Origin of the sequence: Oceanobacillus sp. FSL W7-1304 (assembly GCF_037969805.1) — a bacterium.
In the GTDB taxonomy this organism is placed as follows: Bacteria; Bacillota; Bacilli; order Bacillales; family Amphibacillaceae; genus Oceanobacillus; species Oceanobacillus profundus.
The window spans coordinates 1,930,304-1,955,111 of record NZ_CP150211.1 but is presented as its reverse complement, the minus strand read 5'-3'; the positions used below and the strand labels follow the sequence as shown (position 1 = coordinate 1,955,111).

Here is a 24,808-nt window from a genome sequence, read left to right as displayed (position 1 = left end):
ATATCACAATCATTACCAGATTACTATAAATATAGTTTGTTAGATAAACACGGTTTATACATGTTAAATAAGGATTAATCCTCTTTCAAATTAGGATTTTATAAAATCAATAAATACTTAGTTACGGGTTATCATATGCTGTTTTTAATAAGGTTAATCAAGATTCTTTATTCGTAAATATTATCATTTATAATCATTAATTGAGAAAAATAGAAGCTATGGTAGATAGGGGAAGGTATTTTAAACAAAACATAGTAATATAGTAGAAGGAGAGTTACAAAGAGAACATTCATACGTAAAAAGCATAAGTAATATTTTTATGCTAAAATTAGAAGAAGGTTAAAGTGACTTATTCATATAGAGAAGGTAGTTATGCAAATGGAATTATTAAATGAAAAGGAATTATATGAAATCGTTAATAAACTCTCGATTACTTATTTTCATAAACCTTTCATAGATGAAGTAAGGTTCAATCATCGACTAAGAACAACAGGTGGCAGATATATCCCTGCGAAAAGGGTGATTGAATTAAATCCGAAGTATGCGGTAGAGATGGATAAAGCTGAATTTATAGGCATCATTAAACATGAACTTTGTCATTACCATCTTCATATAGAAGGGAAGGGTTATCGTCACAGGGATGAAGATTTCAGGAAATTACTAAAACAAACAGGATCTCCAAGGTTCTGTAGTCCACTACCTTCACAAGAACAAAGGTACAAATATGAGTATAGATGTAAAAAATGTAATCAAGTATACGAAAGAAAAAGACGTATCAATATAAAAAAATATAGGTGTGGTAAGTGCCGAGGAGCCTTAACATATACTTCTATAAAATAAAAATGTGACGTTTAGTATCCTTCTTGCAAATGTCATTATTCTACGTATTAAGTTGTAAGTTTAATACGTTTATATACTAAATAAAGATTTTGTTTGCTTTTGTAAAATATTAAAATAAACCATTGACGAAATATGTCATCCATGTTAAATTAAATAAGCTAATAAGTCAGTTTTCGATTGTGAAAAACTTTCTAGAAAGTCCTTGACAACTAAAATAAGTTGTTGTATGATATTCAACGTCGCTGTAATTATTCCTTGGTTTTGCTTTGAGAGAAAATGAGCCTTATCAAAGGTGAAGGATACTTAATTCAGTGAATTACATAAGTGCATCAATATTATTCCACAGTAGCTCAGTGGTAGAGCAATCGGCTGTTAACCGATCGGTCGTAGGTTCGAATCCTACCTGTGGAGCCATCCGGAGAAGTACTCAAGTGGCTGAAGAGGCGCCCCTGCTAAGGGTGTAGGTCGTGTAAGCGGCGCGAGGGTTCAAATCCCTCCTTCTCCGCCATTTCAAAATGGCCCGTTGGTCAAGCGGTTAAGACACCGCCCTTTCACGGCGGTAACACGGGTTCGAATCCCGTACGGGTCATCATTTCTTTAAAAAATAAAATCATTTGGTCCGGTAGTTCAGTTGGTTAGAATGCCTGCCTGTCACGCAGGAGGTCGCGGGTTCGAGTCCCGTCCGGACCGCCACAAGTTGGGCCATAGCCAAGCGGTAAGGCATCGGGTTTTGATCCCGTGTACCCTAGGTTCGAATCCTAGTGGCCCAGCCAATTTTATTTATAAAAGAAGAAGTTAATACTATTTCATTAAATAGTATTTTTTTATTCCTTTCTATAAAATAAGTATATTGCTACTTCAAAACAGGATAGTGATATTTCAATCATGAGCCATTAGCTCAGTCGGTAGAGCATTTGACTTTTAATCAAAGGGTCGAAGGTTCGAATCCTTCATGGCTCACCATTTCATTAATCTATTGTTTTTGCGGTCGTGGCGGAATGGCAGACGCGCTAGGTTGAGGGCCTAGTGGGTGAATAACCCGTGGAGGTTCAAGTCCTCTCGACCGCATCATTTATCTGATAGATTTTTTCTGCGCCCGTAGCTCAATTGGATAGAGCGTTTGACTACGGATCAAGAGGTTAGGGGTTCGACTCCTCTCGGGCGCGCCATAACGGGAAGTAGCTCAGCTTGGTAGAGCACTTGGTTTGGGACCAAGGGGTCGCAGGTTCGAATCCTGTCTTCCCGACCAGTAATGTATGTATGAAAAATTATTTTATTATGCGGGTGTAGTTTAGTGGTAAAACCTCAGCCTTCCAAGCTGATGATGAGGGTTCGATTCCCTTCACCCGCTCCAACTTACCAATATGGGCCTGTAGCTCAGCTGGTTAGAGCGCACGCCTGATAAGCGTGAGGTCGGTGGTTCGAGTCCACTCAGGCCCATTCATCTTTTTTTTAAAAAAAGATGTTGACATCTTTTTACGAAGATGATAAGATATAAAAGTTGTCGAAAGCGAAGAAATATTTCGAAAGTAAAATATTTTAAAAAGTTATTGACAACAAATCGGAAGACATGATATATTAATAAAGTCGCTTCAAAAGAACGACAAACAAATTTGCTCTTTGAAAACTGAACAAAACAACCAGTATGTCAAGAAAAAGGAAACTCGTTTTTCTTTTTAAAACAAGTAGAAGTCAGCTTCTACAAAAGCTAAGTATTACAAACTTTTATGGAGAGTTTGATCTTGGCTCAGGACGAACGCTGGCGGCGTGCCTAATACATGCAAGTCGAGCGCAGGAAATAAACAGAACCCTTCGGGGTAATGTTTATGGAATGAGCGGCGGACGGGTGAGTAACACGTGGGCAACCTGCCTGTAAGATCGGGATAACTCGCGGAAACGTGAGCTAATACCGGATAACACTTTTCATCTCATGGTGAGAAGATAAAAGACGGTTTCGGCTGTCACTTACAGATGGGCCCGCGGCGCATTAGCTAGTTGGTGAGGTAACGGCTCACCAAGGCGACGATGCGTAGCCGACCTGAGAGGGTGATCGGCCACACTGGGACTGAGACACGGCCCAGACTCCTACGGGAGGCAGCAGTAGGGAATCTTCCGCAATGGACGAAAGTCTGACGGAGCAACGCCGCGTGAGTGATGAAGGTTTTCGGATCGTAAAACTCTGTTGTTAGGGAAGAACAAGTTGGGTAGTAACTGACCCAACCTTGACGGTACCTAACCAGAAAGCCACGGCTAACTACGTGCCAGCAGCCGCGGTAATACGTAGGTGGCAAGCGTTGTCCGGAATTATTGGGCGTAAAGCGCTCGCAGGCGGTCTTTTAAGTCTGATGTGAAAGCCCACGGCTTAACCGTGGAGGGTCATTGGAAACTGGAGGACTTGAGTACAGAAGAGGAGAGTGGAATTCCACGTGTAGCGGTGAAATGCGTAGAGATGTGGAGGAACACCAGTGGCGAAGGCGACTCTCTGGTCTGTAACTGACGCTGAGGAGCGAAAGCGTGGGTAGCGAACAGGATTAGATACCCTGGTAGTCCACGCCGTAAACGATGAGTGCTAGGTGTTAGGGGGTTTCCGCCCCTTAGTGCTGAAGTTAACGCATTAAGCACTCCGCCTGGGGAGTACGGCCGCAAGGCTGAAACTCAAAAGAATTGACGGGGGCCCGCACAAGCGGTGGAGCATGTGGTTTAATTCGAAGCAACGCGAAGAACCTTACCAGGTCTTGACATCCTCTGATACCTCTAGAGATAGAGTTTTCCCTTCGGGGACAGAGTGACAGGTGGTGCATGGTTGTCGTCAGCTCGTGTCGTGAGATGTTGGGTTAAGTCCCGCAACGAGCGCAACCCTTGATCTTAGTTGCCAGCATTCAGTTGGGCACTCTAAGGTGACTGCCGGTGACAAACCGGAGGAAGGTGGGGATGACGTCAAATCATCATGCCCCTTATGACCTGGGCTACACACGTGCTACAATGGATGGAACAAAGGGAAGCGAACCCGTGAGGTCAAGCCAATCCCATAAAACCATTCTCAGTTCGGATTGTAGGCTGCAACTCGCCTACATGAAGCCGGAATCGCTAGTAATCGCGGATCAGCATGCCGCGGTGAATACGTTCCCGGGCCTTGTACACACCGCCCGTCACACCACGAGAGTTGGTAACACCCGAAGTCGGTGAGGTAACCTTTTGGAGCCAGCCGCCGAAGGTGGGACTAATGATTGGGGTGAAGTCGTAACAAGGTAGCCGTATCGGAAGGTGCGGCTGGATCACCTCCTTTCTAAGGATTATTACGGAACCCTACCTTCGGGTAGGAAGGGCATACTGTGTTGTTTGGTTCAGTTTTGAGAGAGTAAAAAAGATCTCTCAAAGGATTGAAGGATCTTCTGTTAAAACCCGTCACGTCCTGTGACGAACACAGAAGTCACCACATCCTGTGGAAGCTTGTACCTTGAAAACTAAATAAGAGTAACAACGACATCAATATTAATGTAAAAGGCTGAAGCGACTGTTCAGAAACGGACGCATAAGCAAGAGACTGGAAAACGCTTGGTTTTTAGCGTTTGGAATGTCAATTGCTTATGACGGTAGTTTCTAGGAGCTGAAGCTGAATTAAATAAAAGCAAGGCTAATAAATTAGTACGCTTATTTACTGTAACTTAGTTAAGTGAATAAGGGCGCACGGTGGATGCCTTGGCACTAGAAGCCGATGAAGGACGGGACTAACACCGATATGCCTCGGGGAGTTGTAAGTAAACTTTGATCCGGGGATTTCCGAATGGGGGAACCCACTGTTCGTAATGGAACAGTACATGCATCTGAATACATAGGGTGCATGAGGTAGACCCGGGGAACTGAAACATCTCAGTACCCGGAGGAAGAGAAAGAAAAATCGATTTCCTGAGTAGCGGCGAGCGAAACGGAAAGAGCCCAAACCAGAAAGCTTGCTTTCTGGGGTTGTAGGACACTCCACTCGGAGTTACCAAGGAATTCTTTAAATGAATCGACCTGGAAAGGTCAGCCACAGAAGGTAACAGCCCTGTAGTTGAAAAAGAATTCCCTCCGGAGTGTATCCTGAGTACGGCGGAACACGTGGAATTCCGTCGGAATCCGGGAGGACCATCTCCCAAGGCTAAATACTCTCTAGTGACCGATAGTGAACCAGTACCGTGAGGGAAAGGTGAAAAGCACCCCGGAAGGGGAGTGAAATAGAACCTGAAACCGTGTGCCTACAAGTAGTCGAAGCCCGTTAATGGGTAACGGCGTACCTTTTGTAGAATGGACCGGCGAGTTACGATCGTATGCAAGGTTAAGTGGAAGACACGGAGCCGCAGCGAAAGCGAGTCTGAATAGGGCGAATGAGTATGCGGTCGTAGACCCGAAACCGTGTGATCTACCCATGTCCAGGGTGAAGGTCAGGTAACACTGACTGGAGGCCCGAACCCACGTATGTTGAAAAATGCGGGGATGAGGTGTGGGTAGGGGTGAAATGCCAATCGAACACGGAGATAGCTGGTTCTCTCCGAAATAGCTTTAGGGCTAGCCTCAAGAAATAGAGTACTGGAGGTAGAGCACTGATTGGACTAGGGGCCCTCACCGGGTTACCGAATTCAGTCAAACTCCGAATGCCAGTTACTTTTACTTGGGAGTCAGACTATGGGTGATAAGGTTCATAGTCGAAAGGGAAACAGCCCAGACCGCCAGCTAAGGTCCCAAAGTATACGTTAAGTGGAAAAGGATGTGGAGTTGCCCAGACAACCAGGATGTTGGCTTAGAAGCAGCCATCATTTAAAGAGTGCGTAATAGCTCACTGGTCGAGTGACTCTGCGCCGAAAATGTACCGGGGCTAAACGTATCACCGAAGCTGCGGATTGTTCTTACGAACAATGGTAGGAGAGCGTTCTAAGTGCTGTGAAGTCAGACCGTGAGGACTGGTGGAGCGCTTAGAAGTGAGAATGCCGGTATGAGTAGCGAAAAAAGAGTGAGAATCTCTTTCACCGAATGCCTAAGGTTTCCTGAGGAAGGCTCGTCCTCTCAGGGTTAGTCGGGACCTAAGCCGAGGCCGAAAGGCGTAGGCGATGGACAACAGGTAGATATTCCTGTACCACCTCATGATTGTTTGAGCGATGGGGGGACGCAGTAGGATAAGGAATGCGCACTGATGGATATGTGCGCCCAAGCAGTGAGAAAGTCAGATAGGCAAATCCGTCTGGCAATTTCAAGCTGTGATGGGGAGGGAAATTTAGTACCGAAGTTCCGGATTTCACACTGCCAAGAAAAGCCTCTAGTTAGATCATAGGTGCCCGTACCGCAAACCGACACAGGTAGGCGAGGAGAGAATCCTAAGGTGAGCGGGAGAACTCTCGTTAAGGAACTCGGCAAAATGACCCCGTAACTTCGGGAGAAGGGGTGCTTCATTTACATGGAGCCGCAGTGAATAGGCCCAAGCGACTGTTTAGCAAAAACACAGGTCTCTGCGAAGCCGAAAGGCGAAGTATAGGGGCTGACACCTGCCCGGTGCTGGAAGGTTAAGGGGAAATGTTAGCCGCAAGGCGAAGCTTTGAACCGAAGCCCCAGTAAACGGCGGCCGTAACTATAACGGTCCTAAGGTAGCGAAATTCCTTGTCGGGTAAGTTCCGACCCGCACGAAAGGTGCAACGACTTGGGCACTGTCTCAACGAGAGACCCGGTGAAATTATACTATGCGTGAAGATGCGCATTACCCGCGACAGGACGGAAAGACCCCGTGGAGCTTTACTGTAGCCTGATATTGAATGTCTGTGCAGCTTGTACAGGATAGGTGGGAGCCTTGGAAACCGGAGCGCTAGCTTCGGTGGAGGCATCCGTGGGATACCACCCTGGCTGTATGGACATTCTAACCCAGGACCGTGATCCGGTTCGGAGACAGTGTCAGGCGGGCAGTTTGACTGGGGCGGTCGCCTCCCAAAAGGTAACGGAGGCGCCCAAAGGTTCCCTCAGAATGGTTGGAAATCATTCGTAGAGTGTAAAGGCACAAGGGAGCTTGACTGCGAGACCTACAAGTCGAGCAGGGACGAAAGTCGGGCTTAGTGATCCGGTGGTTCCGCATGGAAGGGCCATCGCTCAACGGATAAAAGCTACCCCGGGGATAACAGGCTTATCTCCCCCAAGAGTTCACATCGACGGGGAGGTTTGGCACCTCGATGTCGGCTCATCGCATCCTGGGGCTGTAGTCGGTCCCAAGGGTTGGGCTGTTCGCCCATTAAAGCGGTACGCGAGCTGGGTTCAGAACGTCGTGAGACAGTTCGGTCCCTATCCGTCGTGGGCGTTGGAAGTTTGAGAGGAGCTGTCCTTAGTACGAGAGGACCGGGATGGACACACCGCTGGTGTACCAGTTGTTCCGCCAGGAGCATCGCTGGGTAGCTACGTGTGGAAAGGATAAGTGCTGAAAGCATCTAAGCATGAAGCCCCCCTCAAGATGAGACTTCCCATCACTTCGAGTGAGTAAGATCCCTCAGAGACGATGAGGTTGATAGGTTCGGTGTGGAAGCGTGGTGACACGTGGAGCTTACGGATACTAATCGATCGAGGACTTAACTAAATTCTTTATTTGATGTCTTGTTTACTCTTATTTAGTTTTTAAGGTATAAATTCAAAAAAACCTTGCATTTTTATTCGGAAATGCATATAATAAAACTTGTCCTTGTTTTTGAGGATTGTCTGGTAGCAATAGCGAAGAGGCCACACCTGTTCCCATGCCGAACACAGAAGTTAAGCTCTTCAGCGCCGATGGTAGTTGGGGCTTTGCCCCTGCAAGAGTAGGACGCCGCCAGGCAAGTTTTTATATGATTTTCCAATTGAATTAGGAAGATCAACATATCGCGGGGTGGAGCAGTCTGGTAGCTCGTTGGGCTCATAACCCAAAGGTCGTAGGTTCAAATCCTGCCCCCGCAACCAAAAAAAATAACTTGAAATAAGTTGAAGCTAGAAGTACTGGATTAATGTACCTGTTAGGTTTTCAACATATATTAGTATTGGTCCGGTAGTTCAGTTGGTTAGAATGCCTGCCTGTCACGCAGGAGGTCGCGGGTTCGAGTCCCGTCCGGACCGCCATTTACATATTATATTAGCTATTAGACACATGATTCCAGAAAATGAATCATGTTTTTTTGATTTATAGCATTCATTTAGCAATACTATAAATTATCTTTCAGAAAGCTTATTACATAGATAAACCTTCGCTACTGCCCTCAAAAAAGTTTTCCCATTTTGACTTAATTAGGAGAGAAGATTCCTCCTCAGGCGAAATAGGGTTATGGTGGAGATGAATCGTACTCAATAAGGGAAGTAGCTTTAGCGTTCATACTCATCTTACAAAATAGTATTTTCACCTTCAGTATAATCTCCAATATAGTATCACAGGAACGAATTAGTGTTAGGAAAGTTAAATAAATGTGCGTGAGAAAAGCATATATGTTTTAGAAATCATTAGGTTGCTTTACTCAAGAATCTCCATCAAAAATTTTTGTAAGGAATTAAGGTGGAGTAGTTCAAATCTTTTTGCTATCATAGTTGTAGTCGATAAAAAGAATGGTGATTAATGTGGACGAATTCTCTTTTATAGAATCAATAAAGCAACATACGTACAACCAATCATCTTTGATCAAAGGAATTGGGGATGATGCAGCTGTTTTTAGTTCGTTATCACAAAATATTGTTTCTGCAGTAGATACATTTGTCGAAGGAGTGCATTTTTCAAAGGAGACGATGTCACTTTTTCATGTAGGCTACCGGGCGCTTGCTGCAAACATCAGTGACTTAGCGGCAATGGGAGCAACCCCTGCATTTTACCTTGTTTCGATTGTAATTCCAAAAGGTTGGTCACAGGAAGAACTGTTACAAATATTCAATGGAATGCGTCACTTAGCCCGAGCATATAAAATGGATTTAATCGGTGGAGATACAGTATCTGGAAAGGAAATGTGCATTTCAGTTACTGTAATAGGCTTTACGATGAAAGATAAGGCTCGCTATCGAAGTACAGCCGAGTCAGGCGATATAGTCTTTGTAACTGGAACATTAGGTGACTCAGGGGCAGGGTTACATATTTTAACCCATTCAAATAACTATAAGGAAGCTTCTTATTATATAAATAGACATAGAATGCCAAGTCCTCGAATTTCTTTTGCAATCGGTTTAGGTCACTTAGCTCGCGTAACATTAAACGATATTAGTGATGGAATAGCGAGTGAGGCGAATGAAATCGCCGAAGCTTCGAACGTTACTCTTCTATTAAATGAATCTGAAATTCCAACAAACAGCTCTTATAATCAATTTCCTGTGGAATTACAAGAAAAATGGAAGTTGTTTGGTGGAGAGGACTTTGAATTGTTAGGTACAATCCCTCCAAAGGATTGGGATAAGGTTCAGCAAATTGGAGAGTTAACGAATACAAATGTTACGAAAATAGGTGAGGTTGTGGAAGCAGGCAAAAATGGCAAAGTCATTTTAAAGCAAAAACATAAATCTATCCTATTAGAAAAAAAAGGTTATACACATTTAAAGTAGGTGAGTATATGGTACAAATACAGACAAATACAGTAGCAGAGACACAGGTAATTGCAGAAAAGCTTGCAACTTTGCTCAAGCCTGGAGATGTTATAACATTGGAAGGTGAGTTGGGTGCTGGAAAAACAACTTTCACAAAAGGCTTGGCGAAAGGACTTGGTGTCAAACGTAATATCAGCAGCCCCACATTTACGATTATAAAAGAATATGAAGGAACTCTCCCTTTATATCATATGGATGTATACCGACTTGAACACTCTGATGAAGATATTGGATTTGAAGAATATTTTCATGGAAATGGAATTACAGTTGTTGAGTGGGCACAATTCATTGAAGAGTTTTTGCCAAACGAGCGTTTAGCGATTAGAATTGGCTATATAGATGAGGATAAAAGAATACTTGAATTTACAGCTTCAAGTTCTCATTTTGAAGAGGTTATGAATGAATTGATTAGTTAGGAGTTACGAGAATGAATATACTTGCAATAGATACCTCCAATCAAGTCCTAGGTGTGTCAATACTAAAAGGCGATCAGATTATTGGAGAAGTGATGACGAATCTTACAAAAAATCATTCGGTTCGTTTAATGCCAGCTATTGAGAAGTTAATGAAGGAAGTATCGATGAGGCCGGAGGAACTGGATAAAATTATAGTTGCCAAAGGTCCCGGTTCCTATACTGGTGTCCGAATTGGAGTCTCAACAGCAAAAACAATGGCTTGGGCTTTAGATATACCTGTGGTAGGTGTTTCTAGCTTAGAAGTTCTGTCCTATCAAGGAAGGTTCTTTGATGGCGTAATTTGTCCGTTTTTTGATGCTAGACGGGGATTAGTGTTTACAGGGTTATATCAATGGAGGAATAGCCATTTAGAAGCCGTTTTTGAAGAAAAAAATCTATTAATGGAAGATGTGCTTCAGACATTAAAGGAGCAAGAGACAAACGTTCTTTTTTTAAGTCCTGATATTGCAATCTATAAAGAAGCGATTGAAAAGGGGTTAGGTGAAAGAGCGATTATTCCAGAAGGACCATATCATATTCCAAAGGCAGGGCATTTGGGTCTTGCTGGACTAACAAAGCAACCAGATACTACACATGCATTAACACCAAATTACTTACGTTTAGCAGAAGCAGAGGCGAATTGGTTAAAAGCGCAAAAGGAAAATGAACACCATGGCTAAATGTGTAATACGGAAAATGGAAGTTTCTGATGTAGATCATGTAATGGAAGTTGAGCGTGCGTCTTTTACAACGCCGTGGACAACAGATATTTTCTACCAGGAGCTTCTTGATAATAAACACGCGCATTATTTTGTCTTACAATTAGATGAGCAGATTATAGGTTATATTGGAACATGGATTGTTATTGATGATGCACAAATAACGAATATTGCTATTATGCCTGGGTTTAGAGGTCATAAACTTGGAGAGAAACTTTTTGGGTATACCGTTCAATATGCATTGCAATTAGGTGTAAAACGATTATCATTAGAAGTAAGACAATCCAATATTCCAGCCCAACGTCTATATCAGAAGTTTGGACTTGTGCCAGGTGGGATTCGCAAAAATTACTATACAGATAATCAAGAAGATGCTATCGTTATGTGGGTGAATTTAAAATGAAAAAAGATACAATTATACTTGGAATTGAAACGAGCTGTGATGAAACAGCAGTATCGATTGTAAGAAATGGTACAGAGATAATAACAAATGTCGTCGCTTCCCAAATTGAGAGTCATAAGCGATTTGGTGGTGTCGTGCCTGAAATAGCTTCCAGGCATCATGTAGAACAAATGACGGTCGTTCTGGAAGAAGCATTTGAAAATACAGATATAACGTGGGACGAAGTGGATGCGATTGCTGTTACAGAAGGACCAGGGCTTGTAGGAGCATTGCTAGTTGGAGTGAATTCAGCGAAAGCATTGTCCTTTGCAAAACAAAAGCCGTTAGTTGGTGTGCATCATATCGCTGGTCACATCTATGCAAATCGATTAGAAAAGGATTTTGAGTTTCCATTATTAGCATTAATCGTTTCTGGTGGTCATACAGAGCTTGTCTTAATGAGAGAGCATGGCTCCTATGAACTAATCGGGGAGACCCGAGATGATGCAGCAGGTGAAGCCTACGATAAAGTAGCGCGAATGCTTAACCTGCCATACCCAGGTGGACCACATATCGACCAGTTAGCTGCAATTGGTAAAGAAACGATTGATTTTCCAAGAGCATGGTTAGAAGAAGGAAGCTACGATTTTAGCTTTAGTGGATTGAAATCTGCAGTTATTAATAAAATTCATAATGCCAAGCAACGTGGCGAGATATTAAAAAATGAAGATATTGCTGCTAGCTTTCAGGCTAGTGTTGTTGAGGTGCTGACAACAAAAACATTAGAGGCTGCTAAAGAATATAATGTTAGCCAAGTAATTGTTGCTGGTGGAGTCGCTGCAAATAAAGGATTGAGAAAAGAACTGGAAGCTGTTTTTTCCGAAACGGATATTCCTTTACTCATTCCAAATATCAAGCTATGTACAGACAATGCTGCCATGATAGCTGCAGCAGGAACGATTGCTTTTGAGCAAGGGAGACGGTCTGGGCTTGATTTAAATGCAAATGCATCGTTAATGTTAAAATAGAAGTAGATTATTCACAGGGGTGTGGATAATTTAGTGAAATACCTTAAAAACACTTATCTTGATTGTGGATGAAAACTGTTGATAAGAGATAAGTGTCTATGTGGATAATGTGTATAACTTTGTTAATAACCTTGTTTTCAGCTTTTTTTCTTTTGTTTTTATGTGGATAACTAAAACCTATCTATTATGATTACTTACTGGGATGAAGTATTGAAATGAGCAGGGAAGAAATTTGGTGAGGCTATTATGAATAAAAAGCAATCGTACTATATGCAAACGGATTTGATTTTTTTATTTACTTTGTTCGTTTGTGTAAGTTTACTTTCGATATATAATGCCCAACAGTTAGAGCAATATGAAGGTGAAAATTTTGTTTTGAAGCAGATTGTTTGGTTTACGATTGGTGCATGTATCGTTGCCGCAATTCAGTTTCTTGATTTAGAACAGTTGCAAAAGGCGAGTATCTATATATATGGAATAAGCATATTCGTACTAATTGTATTGTTGATAAGTCCTGATTCAATTGCTCGTACAATAAACGGGGCAAAGAGCTGGTTTACATTACCAGGATTATCGCTTCAACCGGCAGAATTTACGAAAGTAACGACCATCCTCTTTTTGTCTGCTGTAATTAGTAAGCATAAAACAAAATACGAAGTGAGCAGCATAAAAAGTGATACCTTCTTGTTAGCGAAAATCTTACTGTTTACAGGGATTCCGGTAGGTCTAATTATGTTACAGCCAGACTTTGGAACCGCGATGGTATACTTATTTATATCAGGTATGTTAATTATACTGTCAGGTATCAATTGGAGAATTATACTGAGTTTAATTGTCATTATTTCTTCTGCAGGTGCAGCTATTATTGGGTTTATTATTAAATTTCCAGTGCTTGCTCAAGAGTTAATCGGGATTAAACAATATCAAGTTAACCGTATTCTAACTTGGTTTGATCCAACTCAGCAGTCGAGTGATGCCACCTTTCATTTTGATCGTGCATATATGGCTTTAGGATCTGGCCAATTATTTGGAAAAGGCATGGGAAGCCTTGAGGTGAATTATCCAGAAGCCCATACCGATTTTATCTTTTCGGTAATCGGGGAAAGCTTCGGTTTTATTGGAAGCGCAATTGTTATATTTTTGTACTTTATGCTACTATATAAACTAGTTACACTAGGATTGAGTATTTATAAGCATTCTCCTTTTGGTACGTTTTTCTGTTATGGCTTTTTAAGCTTGTTGCTAGTTCACGTTTTCCAAAATATCGGAATGACACTTGGGATTATGCCGATAACTGGTATTCCGCTCTTGCTTGTTAGTTATGGAGGGAGCTCGGTTATGTCGACGATGCTTGGTTTAGGTGTCATCTATCGCGTTGCGGTGGAGTACAGTATACAAAATGATTATTTATTTAAATAACTTGTACAAACGCTCAGATTAAAAAATAAAAAAATGCAGTATCGCTACGGCGATACTGCATTTTTTATGGTGTGTCCTGATCTTCTATTATTTTTTCTATATCTTCTTCATGAATTGTTGCAATTACTTTTTTAATACGATTATCAGCAACCTCTGTAACTTCAAAGATGATATTTTTATATGAAATAATCGGTCTTTCTTCTATCGATGGAATAAAGCCAATCTCTCCAATTAAAAAACCGTTTAGTGTATCGAATTCCTCGGTAGGCAGATCTAGTTGAAGGAATTTCTCTAATAAATATAAATGGGTGATTCCATCGATAATGAACTTATTTGGTTCAATTTGTTTAATTTCCTGCTCAGGTGCGGTTGCATCACTTTCACTAAGAATCTCTCCAACAAGTTCTTCAATAATATCTTCTATTGTAATTAGTCCTTCTGTTCCGCCGTATTCATCCAATACGATAGCAATATGGGAGTTACTTTTTTGCATCTCTGCAAATAGCGTGTCTACCCGTTGCGTTTCTAGGACGAAATGTGGTTTTCGAATAATCTCGCTTAAATGAAAGGTCTTATCCACTTCCATATAATGAAGCAAATCTTTAACATGGAGGATACCAACAATTCGGTCAATATCTTCTTCATAAACCGGAAATCGAGTGTATCTTTTTTCATTTACGAGTTCAATGGTTTCTTTCAAGCTTGCATCTATTGAAAGTGCAGACATATCTGTTCGGTGCGTAATAATGTCTGAAACCTGGCGATCATTAAACTCAAAGACATTATGGATCATAACTTTCTCTGTCTTTTGAATTGTCCCGGTATCGCCGCCAATATCAACCATCATTCGAATTTCTTCTTCTGTTGCTTCATCACTCGTTGCATTTGGATCAACTCCAAAAATACGTATGACAGTATTCGTTGAGAATGTGAGCAATTTTACGACAGGATAGCTAAGCCTTAACAGCCATGTGATTGGTGTCGCTGCGAAATTTGAAATAGCTTCAGCCTTTTGCAGTGCAAGCTGTTTTGGAACTAATTCACCGAATACCAGCGTAAAATAGGAGAGGATAATGGTTATGACAATCACAGATATTGTTTGCAGAACAGGAAGAGCTATTGGAAATCCTAATTCATATAAAGTTTGAGCTAATGGACCAGCAAAGAAGTCGGCAGCGAATGCACTGGCTAAAAATCCTGCAAGTGTAATGCCAATTTGAATCGTACTTAAAAAACGGCTAGGCTCTTCAATTAGCTTATAGAGCATACCAGCTTTTTTGTCACCTTCATCCGCTTTCCGTTTTACTTTATTACTATTTAATCCAATTAATGCGATCTCAGTCGCAGCAAAAAATGCATTTAGAAAAATAAGCACAATGAGTGTAACGATAGCAATCGTCAATTTGTGTAACCTCCAACTGATTTTAAATTTAATAAGAAGCCATCATTAAATATTTGATTCCCAACAATGTTTGATTTTACACTCGAAACACTCCATTATTATAAAATGATACAAAATAGGCAGCTGTTTAGCTGCCTACTGTTTATTATAATGGACTATATGAAATCGTTCAACTATTCTCCTCTTGAAGGGCAGTCCATTCTTCTATAAGTTGTTCAATTTCGTATTTCAACTTATTCACTGTTTCTGTAAGCTCCAATGACTTTTCATGATCTTGATAAACTTCCGGTTTTGTCATTTCTTCTTCAATCTGTGCAATATCTAGTTCCTGATGTTCAATCATTTCTTCAAGTTCTGAGATACGACGCTGGACTTTCCTTTTTTCACTTTGCAGCTGCTTGCCTTCCTTATAGCTTAGCTTTTTTGTTTCAGAGTTGGATGTTGTTTCCTTTTCCTGTTTTAGCCTTTCGATTTCTGCCTCTTCTTCTTTCTTCTCCAAATAATAATCATAGTCCCCAAGATAGATCGTAATTCCATCTCGTTCCATTTCAGCAACCTGATCAGCTATTTTATTAATAAAATAGCGGTCATGTGATACGAAAAGGATGGTTCCAGGAAAATCAATCAAAGCTGCTTCCAGCACTTCTTTACTATCGATGTCCAAATGGTTTGTAGGCTCATCCATAATAAGGAAATTTGCTTGCTGCATTTTAAGCTTAGCAAGGGCTAGTCTTGCTTTTTCTCCACCACTTAATGTATGGACCTGCTTTAATACATCATCTCCAGAAAAAAGAAAGTTTCCTAAAACCGTGCGGATATCTTTTTCATTTATGGTGGGGTAATCATCCCATAATTCTTGAAGAATCGTCTTAGTAGAATTAAGATCAGCCTGTTCTTGATCATAGTAGCCAATTTGTACATTTGTACCAAGCTGGATGTTTCCTTTTTCTGTCTGCAGTCTACCTAAGATGGCCTTAAGTAATGTAGTTTTCCCTACACCATTCGGACCAACAAGTGCGATACGGTCACCGCGATTTATATCCAGTCGTATGTTGGAAAAAATAGGGTCCACTTCTTTTTCATAACGTAAGCTAAGCTCTTCAACTTTTAATACATCATTTCCACTTCTGCGATTAATTTGAAAGGAGAAGGAAGCGGATGACTCATCACCTAGTGGCCGATCAAGACGCTCCATTTTTTCAAGCTGCTTCCGCCTGCTTTGTGCTCGTTTTGTAGTCGAAGCACGTACAATATTCCGCTGGATAAAGTCTTCCATTTTTTTAATTTCAGTTTGCTGCTTTTCAAATTCCTTTAATTCCTGTTCATAATTTAGTGCTTTTTGCTCCAAATACTTGCTGTACGAACCATGGTATTTTCGCGTTTTATGCCGTGAAATTTCATATACAATGGAAACTGTTTTATCAAGAAAGTACCGATCGTGTGAAACGATGACAATGGCGCCTGGATAACTAACGAGATAGTTTTCCAACCATGACAATGTATCAATATCAAGATGGTTGGTCGGTTCATCAAGAATAAGCAGCTGTGGTTTTTGAAGCAGCAATTTACCCAGGGCAAGTCGTGTTTTTTGTCCACCACTAAGTTCTGCGATTGGAGTATCATAATCAAAGGACTCAAAATTTAACCCACTAAGTACAGCTCTAATATCAGATTCATACGTATAGCCCCCATCAGTCTGATATGCTAGTTGAAGTTTGTCATATTCTTTAAGGACTTTGTCATATTCTTCTCCAGATAATTCGCTGGCTTTCTCCATCTCTTTCTCTAATGCTCGAAGTTGCTTTTCCAATGATTTTAAATGGGAAAATACCTCTAGCATTTCATCCCAAATGGTTTTCCCTGATTCTAACGTCATATGCTGGGATAAATAACCGAATGTAAGATCCTTCGGTTGAAAAAATTCCCCTTCATCATACGATAATTCTTGTGCCATAATTTTAAGTAATGTTGACTTACCTGCACCGTTTCTGCCGACAATAGCTATACGGTCTTTATCTTTAATTTCAATTTTAATATTTGATAAAATCTCTTCAGCACCGAAGGATTTGGAAATTCCGTTTAGTTGCATTAATATCATCTTTTTCACCCCATCATGTACAGTGTATCTTATAGTTATTTAACGAGGCAACTGAATTGTGAAAAATATCACGACTTATTTGACGTTTTCTGTTAAAATAGAAGGAAAGAACTTATCATATACAACTATTGGATTGAAAAGAGGAAGATTGATGGAACAGAATAAAATTCCACAAGCTACTGCCAAGCGGCTGCCTTTATATTATCGTTTTCTTAACAATTTAAATCAGCAAGGGAAGAAGCGAGTTTCCTCAAAGGAGCTGAGTGATGCAGTAAAAGTGGATTCTGCAACAATTCGAAGAGACTTTTCTTATTTTGGCGCATTGGGAAAAAAGGGATACGGCTATAATGTAGAGTATTTATTAGGATTTTTCCGAAGTACGTTGGATCAGCATGAGGTTACAGAGGTTGCATTAATCGGAGTTGGGAACTTAGGCACAGCCTTCCTTCATTATAACTTTATGAAGAACAATAATATCCGGATTACTACGGCATTTGATGCAGATACAGAAAAGGTTGGCACGGATATTGGCGGGGTACCCGTTTATGATATTCGTGATTTAGAGGAAAAGTTAGAAGACATTAAAGTCGCTATCCTAACTGTGCCAGCTGTTGAAGCACAAGTGATCGCCGATAAGCTTGTAGAAAAAGGGATTTCAGGGATTCTTAACTTTACTCCTGCAAGGATTAGTGTACCGAAGCATATTCGGGTCCACCATATTGATCTTGCTGTTGAATTGCAGGCCCTTGTTTATTTCCTAAAGCATTATTCGTTAGATAATCCAGAGTAGATATTACTCATTGTGAATTTTTGTTTAATTACAAGGCTATTGATTTTAGGTCAAAAGCCTTGTTTTTTTATGGTTGGATTTGGATGTCCTTATATTGGTAAATACCATAATTTATTTGCATCAATTCCATAAAATCTCTGTTTTAAACAACCACTGGAAATAAGCTGATAAATATTAACTAGATAAATGGAACTAATATTTTTCTGAAAATTATTGGTTCTTAAGACATCTATCCATTTACTGATTATTACGTTAATCTGTATTGGGAATATATTGAGAAAGAGGAGGAATTTATTCGTGAACGTGAAAAAGGTTTTAGGTATTATGTTTGTTTTATTTATTAGTTTGTTCATTGTTGCATGTTCAAATGAAAGTGACAATGAGAGTGAAGGGACTAACGATGCTGAAGCAACTGAAGAAACAAATGATGCGGAAGCAAACGAGGAAAATGGGTCTGAAGAAGCAGAAGAAAATGTAGTTCCAGAAGATGAGGCATTATTTGCAGTACTTGAAGCAAACTTAGAAGCATTAACAGAAAATGACTTGGATGCTTACATGGAAACCATACATAGTGAATCTCCTTTATATGACTCAACACGTACGACAATCGATCAATTATCTGTGTATACATTAGATATGGAATTATTTGATTTAGTTGTGGAGGAAAAATCAGAAGAAGAAGCAACAATCTCTTATAAACAGACGACAATGAAAGTCGATGGTCCTGATTTTATGAATAATGAAACACACGGGGTTCATGTCTTGCGACCAGATGATGGTGCATGGAAAATTTATAGTTCTGAAGAACCAAGCGAAATAATTCCTCTTGATGAGAATGGGGATGTTATCGAAGAGACTGCTGCTGATGCAGCGGCAGAAGGTGTTTACATTGACACAATTACGAGCTTAGAAATTCCGTTTGATGAAGGAAAGTGGGAGCTTGAGAACTATGAGGAAGGAGACGGTGAAGCAACCGCTGAATTTCTTTTAGTTGATGAGGATCAAACGAATTTCACAGAGCTGTTTACGATTCATTATTATCCAGATGGTGATGAATTGTTAGGTGCTGAAGGCTTTATCGAAATGATGGAAATGAATTTAACAGAAATGACTACAGGTGAGCTTGAATTTAATTCTGCGGAAGAAGGATTTTTTGATTTTTCATTAACAGAAGATGATATTCAGCTCGATCAGGAAGAAGTAGCAAGGGTATTTGCGAAAGACAATGATTTGTATGTTGTTCGCTACACAACGTTTGAAAAATCAATCGAAGATAAAGATGAATGGATAGATAAGTTGAAGTCTATCCAATAAAAATAAAAGAAGGCTGTTTCAGTATTAATCTAGAAACAGCCTTCTTTTTTATTAAGAAGATCTATATAGTATCTATTTAATGCTTCTTCTTTTTCAATCGAAAATACTTATTAAGCAATCGAACTGCAACTCCAAAGGCAAGCGTTGCTACAGCAGCAAAAATGAGCGTGGTGGGATTCCAGATTGTTTGCCCTTTGCTTTGGACGGCAACGTAAATAAAAATCATTGCCATTATGAAGTAAATGAACGCTTTAACTAACAAAGAATGAATCATTCATTAACCTCCAATAAGGATCATTTGCAATTGCTCAACCTGACGTTGCATTTGCTCAAGTTGTCGCTGCATTTCTTCTGGATCCATCGATAATTGCCCGACAACAACTAATGTGTTCATTGCTGCATGAACGATAATCGGAACGAGAATTCGTTTTGTCTTTACATAAAGAAACGCAAATACAAACCCCATCGAAGCATAAATTAGGATATGTTCCATCCCTTCATGAATAAAACCGAAGATAAGGGCGGAGACCAAACCTGCGAAGAAGAAATTCATGCGCTTATAGAGACTGCCGAAGATAATTTTTCGGAAAATGATTTCTTCCAATATTGGGGCAATCACTGCAGGAATAATAATAAATAATGGGGCTGCACGAGCTATATCCATGATACCTTGAGTGTTTTCTGATCCAGGTGAAATCCCTAGTATATTCATTTCAATTGCTACTGCAATTCCTTGTGCAAAGAAAGCCATGAATACACCGAGGATTGACCAGAGTATCATTGAGCTCATCGGTGCTGCATTGCGTGTATCTCTCATCTGCATATCGGGCTTCATAATCCACAAAATAATAAGAAGTCCGAGAATAAAGCTAAAAATGGACCAGTAAATCACACCTTGTACTGGGATATAATGATGCTTTGCAAGCAGAGCAACGGGAAATGCAGAAAGCTGCATCAGTATATAAGTTAAAATGACATACCAATATCTACGTGCCAAATAAAACGACTCCTTTTGCTTTGTATAGTTTAGTATATGTATTACATATTCCATCTATTGATCATCAATCATCATAAAAGATATTTTATCATATTATACAGGCTGTTAATATTATGAGCCCCTTTACATAAAATTTTACTAGAAATTAAATAAAATTATAGACACATTACTTGCATTTTTTTATGGGATTAATTATTATGAATATAGAAATTAGCACTCAATCATTGAGAGTGCTAATAAATCTAATACGTTAAAGAATTGAGGAGGCATTCTACATGATTAAACCACTAGGAGATCGTGTTGTTATCGAACTTGTTGAGCAAGAAGAAACAACTGCAAGCGGTATCGTACTACCAGACTCTGCAAAGGAAAAACCACAGGAAGGTCGCGTAGTAGCAGTAGGATCTGGCCGTGTAACTGAAAATGGGGAAAAAGTGGCACTTGAAGTTGCAGAAGGGGACCGCATTATATTCTCTAAATTTGCTGGTACTGAAGTGAAATATGAAGGTACAGAATACTTAATTCTTCGTGAAAATGACATTTTAGCTGTAGTAAGCTAATCGTAACACAAAACCAACACATACATGAACGACGACAAATAAATTTTTCGAATGATTATTTTAAAGGAGGAATTTTAAGTGGCTAAAGATATTAAGTTCAATGAAGAAGCACGTGGAGCAATGCTGCGCGGTGTAGATGTATTAGCAAACGCTGTAAAAGTAACGTTGGGACCAAAAGGACGTAACGTTGTTTTAGATAAAAAATTCGGCTCACCTCTAATTACAAATGATGGGGTAACCATTGCGAAAGAAATCGAATTGGAAGATGCTTTTGAAAACATGGGAGCACAGCTTGTATCTGAAGTTGCATCGAAAACAAATGATGTAGCTGGTGACGGTACAACTACTGCAACAGTTCTTGCACAAGCAATGATTCACGAAGGTTTGAAAAACGTTACAGCTGGTGCAAACCCTGTAGGTATCCGCCGCGGTATTGAGAAAGCTGTAGCAACTGCTGTTGAAGAATTAAAAGCAATTTCTCAACCGGTTGAAAGCAAAGACTCTATCGCACAAATCGCAGCTATCTCAGCATCTGATGATGAAGTTGGTAACTTAATTGCTGAAGCGATGGAACGCGTTGGCAATGATGGCGTTATTACAATTGAAGAATCAAAAGGCTTCAACACAGAATTAGAGGTTGTTGAAGGGATGCAATTTGATCGTGGATATTCTTCACCATACATGGTTACTGACCAAGATAAAATGGAAGCAGTATTAGAAGATCCATACATTCTTATTACAGATAAGAAAATTGGTAATATCCAAGAAGTATTACCAGTATTAGAGCAAGTTGTTCAACAAGGAAAGCCATTATTATTAATCGCTGAAGATGTTGAAGGGGAAGCTCTTGCAACATTAGTTGTAAACAAACTTCGCGGAACGTTCAACGCTGTAGCTGTTAAAGCTCCAGGATTCGGTGACCGTCGTAAAGCAATGCTAGAAGATATCGCTATCCTAACTGGTGGAGAAGTGATTACTGAAGATCTTGGATTGGATCTTAAGTCTGCTACTATCGAACAATTAGGACGTGCTTCGAAAGTTGTTGTAACAAAAGAAAACACTACAGTTGTTGAGGGTGCTGGCAACCCAGAAGCAATCTCTGGCCGTGTTGCACAAATCCGTGCACAAGCAGAAGAAACAACTTCTGAATTTGATAAAGAAAAATTACAAGAGCGTCTTGCTAAATTATCTGGTGGTGTGGCAGTAGTTAAAGTTGGTGCTGCAACAGAAACAGAATTAAAAGAGCGCAAACTGCGTATCGAGGATGCATTGAACTCTACACGTGCTGCAGTTGAAGAAGGCTTCGTATCCGGTGGTGGTACTGCCCTAATCAACGTTTACAACAAAGTAAGTGAACTAAACCTAGAAGGCGATGAAGCAACTGGTGTGAAAATCGTACTTCGCGCAATCGAAGAGCCAGTTCGTCAAATTGCACAAAACGCTGGTTTAGAAGGTTCTATCATCGTAGAACGCTTGAAAAACGAAAAAGTTGGCGTAGGATATAACGCAGCAACAAACGAATGGGTAAACATGGTTGAAGCTGGAATCGTTGACCCAACAAAAGTAACACGTTCTGCACTGCAAAACGCAGCATCTGTAGCAGCAATGCTATTAACTACAGAAGCTGTTGTAGCTGATAAGCCTGAAGAAGGCGGTGCACCTGCAATGCCTGATATGGGCGGCATGGGTGGAATGGGCGGTATGATGTAACAAACCACCCTTAAATGTTGATTTATAAACGTTTGGGATGCTGTTGCGAACCCCGTCAAACTAAAAAGTAACATAAAGGTAACATTTATTATAAATTTAAGTTTAAAAGGGCGTTTTCGTATAAAGTTCTCACTTATGCGGAAGCGTCCTTTTTCATTTTTTCCATTTTTATGTGAAGATCGTTCTTCTTTTTAATCCATTCAATATTGATGTTTCGCTACCCATATTATATTTTTGGTCAATGATTTATATCCTAGGTTGCCTTATAAATACTCTGTAACAAGCTTTATCTTAAATTCCTCACCATATTTAGCCAAAAAAATCCCCCCGAAAATTAGAGGTGAAAATCTAATTTTCGGGGGGAGGCACCATTTCTTACTGCACCGTTTTATATTACACGCTCTTAGTCTTCTCATTTTTTCTGATCGGTCTTTGTTTCATTTGCTTCATTCTTTGCATCACCAAAGGTGTCCTGAACCTCACCTTTCACTTTATCCTTTTTGCCGCTTGCCTGGACTTTCTTATTATCTGTTAGGTTACCAACTTGATCTTTCATTTCACCTTTAGCTTTATTTGCTTTACCTTTTATTTTGTCAGCATTTCCGTTACTCATTTTGTTTTCACCTCTCTTTTATCATTTATTTCCTGTTATAAACCCACATTAAACATTCTTGTTCTGTTTAGTACTATTTTTTCTGTTTCCGTGGCTTGTTTTTCCTTACATTATTGACCCATGCTCGATCCTCATCCATCATTTTCTTAGCGGCATATATGGTCAGAAACTGGACGAAAATAATCGGTATCCCCATTATTCCTGAAACTACCTCCAGCGGAGCAAGACCGCCTATGCGCATTAATAATAAGGAGAATACGGTAATGATTGCCGCGACAATCAGACGCAAATTCTTAGAAGGTTCTGATTTACTCATGTTCCTTGTTCCTGCATAGGAAGCAATCGTATATGTTGTTGAATCCAGTGTCGTAATCATAAAAAGCATGGCGATGACGACAAAGGCTGCAATTGCAAAGATAGCGAAAGGCAATGAACTTATAATTGCTGGTATGGCAGCCATCGCGTCTTCCTGGATAATATCTAATACAGGTAATTCTCCACTTAGATACCTTTCGACACCAAGACCTCCAAGGACGGCTGTTGCACCCCAGGATATGAGCATTGGAGCCAATAGATAAGTCAAAATCATTTCCCTGATCGTTCTGCCTTTTGATATTGTTGCAGCGAAAACACTATGCAGCATGGCCCATGTTGCATTATAGGCAAACCAGAACACAGTATTGCTTTGTATATGTGTACTTTCTCCCGGGTATACGGCGTTTGTATTTAAAGACATATCAATATAATGTGTAAATAGAAACCCGATGGAGTCCGTAAAATAATTAAGAATGAATACACCAGGTCCAGCTACCATGATAAACACAGCAAATATTCCAGCAAGATACATATTAAGGGTGCTTAATTTCTTAATACCCCTTTCGATCCCTAAATAGGCACTAATGGAGAAAAACAATACCCACACGATGGTCACGATCAATGTTAAACCAAATGTGATTTCGATATTAAATATTTCTGCTAAACTATAGGTAACAATCGGTGTACCCAGTCCTAAAGTAACAGCAGCACCTGAAAGGATACTAACTAGAAAAATAACATCCAATATTTTTCCACCAATCCCATCTGTAAACGTATCGCCAAAAATACTGCGGCATGCTTCGGAAATCCGCATATGGGGTTTCTTGCGGACATGCACAAGATATCCCAGGGCAGGTGCAGCCATAACAAAAATAGCAAAGGTTTGGAAACTCCACAGGAACATACTATAGGCGTTACCCCACATCAACGCTTCCGCTGATTGTGCTTCCACACCAAAAGGGGGATCAACTGCGACATTTCCCCATTCAGTCATACCGGTTCGCATAATAGTGGACCCAAGCCCCATGGCAATTAGAATGGAGGAATATTCAAACAGATTGAATCTCGGCTTTTCCATCGGATCTCCTAACACGACATTCCCGTATTTGGAAAATGAAAAATAAAGACCTGCGGCAACCATTAAAATGGCATACCATAAATAGCCCCAATTAAAAATATCGACAATCTGATTAAATATGCTATTTAATAGTTTCAATGATTCATTTTCATATAACGCAAATGGAACACAAATTGCAATCATAATTAATATGGATGGTGCAAAAATGCGATGATCAATTAATCTTCTCTTCTCTTTGGATCTGTTTTCTTTATCCATGAAGTTACCTCCTATACTTCTACAAACGATTCAACTATTAAATTTTGTTTTTCTAGGTACGCTCTCCACTTCAATTTTACTGAATGGGAGCCTGTTTAAAAGTCTATTCAAGCTTTAATTTCTGCTCCATAATCCGAGGTGAAATGAACTTAATTTCAGAATGCGCTGAATAATGTCTACCACACCTACTACTATTAACAATGTGACCAACGAGTGAATAATCCAGGCTAAGAGC

Annotated in this window: 17 protein-coding genes, 13 tRNA genes and 3 rRNA genes; 27 read left to right on the top strand and 6 right to left on the bottom strand. The window is 40.1% G+C overall.

Features of this window, described 5'->3' with window-relative positions:
• Window positions 1–378: 378 nt before the first annotated feature.
• The 23 genes from NYE61_RS09885 (at window position 379) to NYE61_RS09775 (ending at window position 13,438) form a co-directional block, all read left to right on the top strand.
• The gene (locus NYE61_RS09885; RefSeq protein ID WP_303449001.1) at window positions 379–840 is read left to right on the top strand and encodes a SprT family protein; all 462 of its coding nucleotides are present in this window, start codon (window positions 379–381) and stop codon (window positions 838–840) included.
• Window positions 841–1,179: 339 nt separating this feature from the next.
• Window positions 1,180–1,254 (top strand) — tRNA-Asn (locus NYE61_RS09880).
• A 3-nt stretch (window positions 1,255–1,257) separates the two neighbouring features.
• Window positions 1,258–1,348 (top strand) — tRNA-Ser (locus NYE61_RS09875).
• Between the two features lie 9 nt (window positions 1,349–1,357).
• Window positions 1,358–1,429: transfer RNA gene (locus NYE61_RS09870), tRNA-Glu, on the top strand.
• A 27-nt stretch (window positions 1,430–1,456) separates the two neighbouring features.
• Window positions 1,457–1,533, top strand: a tRNA-Asp gene (locus NYE61_RS09865).
• 5 nt (window positions 1,534–1,538) lie between these two features.
• Window positions 1,539–1,613, top strand: a tRNA-Gln gene (locus NYE61_RS09860).
• A 114-nt stretch (window positions 1,614–1,727) separates the two neighbouring features.
• Window positions 1,728–1,803 (top strand) — tRNA-Lys (locus tag NYE61_RS09855).
• 21 nt (window positions 1,804–1,824) lie between these two features.
• Window positions 1,825–1,908, top strand: a tRNA-Leu gene (locus tag NYE61_RS09850).
• A 24-nt stretch (window positions 1,909–1,932) separates the two neighbouring features.
• A tRNA-Arg gene (locus tag NYE61_RS09845) sits at window positions 1,933–2,009 on the top strand.
• Between the two features lie 3 nt (window positions 2,010–2,012).
• Window positions 2,013–2,089 (top strand) — tRNA-Pro (locus NYE61_RS09840).
• Between the two features lie 31 nt (window positions 2,090–2,120).
• Window positions 2,121–2,194, top strand: a tRNA-Gly gene (locus NYE61_RS09835).
• Window positions 2,195–2,206: 12 nt separating this feature from the next.
• Window positions 2,207–2,280: transfer RNA gene (locus NYE61_RS09830), tRNA-Ile, on the top strand.
• A 284-nt stretch (window positions 2,281–2,564) separates the two neighbouring features.
• Window positions 2,565–4,126, top strand: a 16S ribosomal RNA gene (locus tag NYE61_RS09825).
• Window positions 4,127–4,507: 381 nt separating this feature from the next.
• Window positions 4,508–7,426, top strand: a 23S ribosomal RNA gene (locus NYE61_RS09820).
• 118 nt (window positions 7,427–7,544) lie between these two features.
• Window positions 7,545–7,660: ribosomal RNA gene (rrf, locus tag NYE61_RS09815) — 5S ribosomal RNA — on the top strand.
• Together the 16S, 23S and 5S rRNA genes with 13 tRNA genes alongside form the textbook arrangement of a ribosomal RNA operon.
• A gap of 45 nt (window positions 7,661–7,705) precedes the next feature.
• Window positions 7,706–7,782 (top strand) — tRNA-Met (locus NYE61_RS09810).
• 79 nt (window positions 7,783–7,861) lie between these two features.
• Window positions 7,862–7,938, top strand: a tRNA-Asp gene (locus NYE61_RS09805).
• A 489-nt stretch (window positions 7,939–8,427) separates the two neighbouring features.
• Window positions 8,428–9,393 carry a thiamine-phosphate kinase gene (gene thiL / locus NYE61_RS09800; RefSeq protein ID WP_095314470.1) on the top strand — a complete coding sequence of 322 codons (966 nt, stop codon included), beginning with the start codon at window positions 8,428–8,430 and terminating at the stop codon, window positions 9,391–9,393.
• Between the two features lie 8 nt (window positions 9,394–9,401).
• A complete protein-coding gene (tsaE, locus tag NYE61_RS09795) occupies window positions 9,402–9,851 on the top strand; it encodes a tRNA (adenosine(37)-N6)-threonylcarbamoyltransferase complex ATPase subunit type 1 TsaE (protein WP_095314472.1) in 450 nt (149 codons plus the stop codon).
• Window positions 9,852–9,862: 11 nt separating this feature from the next.
• Window positions 9,863–10,570, top strand: a complete 708-nt coding sequence (gene tsaB, locus NYE61_RS09790) for a tRNA (adenosine(37)-N6)-threonylcarbamoyltransferase complex dimerization subunit type 1 TsaB (RefSeq protein WP_303450386.1) — start codon at window positions 9,863–9,865, stop codon at window positions 10,568–10,570.
• Window positions 10,563–11,012: a ribosomal protein S18-alanine N-acetyltransferase gene (gene rimI, locus NYE61_RS09785; protein WP_118890497.1), complete on the top strand. Its 450-nt coding sequence runs from the start codon at window positions 10,563–10,565 to the stop codon at window positions 11,010–11,012. The genes tsaB and rimI overlap by 8 nt, the downstream gene beginning before the upstream one ends.
• Entirely contained in the window at window positions 11,009–12,019 is a 1,011-nt protein-coding gene (gene tsaD / locus NYE61_RS09780; RefSeq protein WP_303450380.1) for a tRNA (adenosine(37)-N6)-threonylcarbamoyltransferase complex transferase subunit TsaD, read from the top strand. Before rimI ends, tsaD begins: the two co-directional genes overlap by 4 nt.
• A gap of 246 nt (window positions 12,020–12,265) precedes the next feature.
• Window positions 12,266–13,438, top strand: coding sequence for an FtsW/RodA/SpoVE family cell cycle protein (locus NYE61_RS09775; protein WP_095314480.1), 1,173 nt, complete (start codon window positions 12,266–12,268; stop codon window positions 13,436–13,438).
• A 64-nt stretch (window positions 13,439–13,502) separates the two neighbouring features.
• Here NYE61_RS09775 and NYE61_RS09770 read toward each other — a convergent pair whose 3' ends face one another.
• Window positions 13,503–14,840, bottom strand: coding sequence for a hemolysin family protein (locus NYE61_RS09770; protein WP_303450376.1), 1,338 nt, complete (start codon window positions 14,838–14,840; stop codon window positions 13,503–13,505).
• Window positions 14,841–15,009: 169 nt separating this feature from the next.
• Entirely contained in the window at window positions 15,010–16,938 is a 1,929-nt protein-coding gene (locus NYE61_RS09765; protein ID WP_095314484.1) for an ABC-F family ATP-binding cassette domain-containing protein, read from the bottom strand.
• A gap of 151 nt (window positions 16,939–17,089) precedes the next feature.
• On the opposite strand from NYE61_RS09765, the gene NYE61_RS09760 reads away from it, so the two are divergent.
• Together NYE61_RS09760 and NYE61_RS09755 are read left to right on the top strand one after the other, a co-directional pair.
• Complete coding sequence (locus NYE61_RS09760) at window positions 17,090–17,728, top strand: redox-sensing transcriptional repressor Rex (RefSeq protein WP_095314486.1); 639 nt, start codon at window positions 17,090–17,092, stop codon at window positions 17,726–17,728.
• A gap of 297 nt (window positions 17,729–18,025) precedes the next feature.
• Entirely contained in the window at window positions 18,026–19,042 is a 1,017-nt protein-coding gene (locus NYE61_RS09755; RefSeq protein ID WP_303450372.1) for a hypothetical protein, read from the top strand.
• Window positions 19,043–19,118: 76 nt separating this feature from the next.
• Here NYE61_RS09755 and NYE61_RS09750 read toward each other — a convergent pair whose 3' ends face one another.
• Together NYE61_RS09750 and NYE61_RS09745 are read right to left on the bottom strand one after the other, a co-directional pair.
• Window positions 19,119–19,316, bottom strand: coding sequence for a YdiK family protein (locus NYE61_RS09750; protein WP_095314489.1), 198 nt, complete (start codon window positions 19,314–19,316; stop codon window positions 19,119–19,121).
• A gap of 3 nt (window positions 19,317–19,319) precedes the next feature.
• Window positions 19,320–20,039 (bottom strand): CPBP family intramembrane glutamic endopeptidase, encoded by a 720-nt coding sequence (locus NYE61_RS09745; protein ID WP_095314491.1) that lies wholly within the window; start codon window positions 20,037–20,039, stop codon window positions 19,320–19,322.
• Window positions 20,040–20,314: 275 nt separating this feature from the next.
• Here NYE61_RS09745 and groES point away from each other — a divergent pair, with 275 nt between their 5' ends.
• Window positions 20,315–20,599: a co-chaperone GroES gene (gene groES, locus NYE61_RS09740; protein ID WP_095314493.1), complete on the top strand. Its 285-nt coding sequence runs from the start codon at window positions 20,315–20,317 to the stop codon at window positions 20,597–20,599.
• 78 nt (window positions 20,600–20,677) lie between these two features.
• Window positions 20,678–22,309 carry a chaperonin GroEL gene (gene groL / locus NYE61_RS09735; protein ID WP_095314494.1) on the top strand — a complete coding sequence of 544 codons (1,632 nt, stop codon included), beginning with the start codon at window positions 20,678–20,680 and terminating at the stop codon, window positions 22,307–22,309.
• A 412-nt stretch (window positions 22,310–22,721) separates the two neighbouring features.
• On the opposite strand, the gene NYE61_RS09730 is transcribed toward groL, so the two are convergent.
• Together NYE61_RS09730 and NYE61_RS09725 are read right to left on the bottom strand one after the other, a co-directional pair.
• Window positions 22,722–22,922 (bottom strand): CsbD family protein, encoded by a 201-nt coding sequence (locus tag NYE61_RS09730; protein WP_095314383.1) that lies wholly within the window; start codon window positions 22,920–22,922, stop codon window positions 22,722–22,724.
• 73 nt (window positions 22,923–22,995) lie between these two features.
• Entirely contained in the window at window positions 22,996–24,573 is a 1,578-nt protein-coding gene (locus NYE61_RS09725) for a BCCT family transporter (RefSeq protein ID WP_118889965.1), read from the bottom strand.
• Window positions 24,574–24,808: the final 235 nt, after the last annotated feature.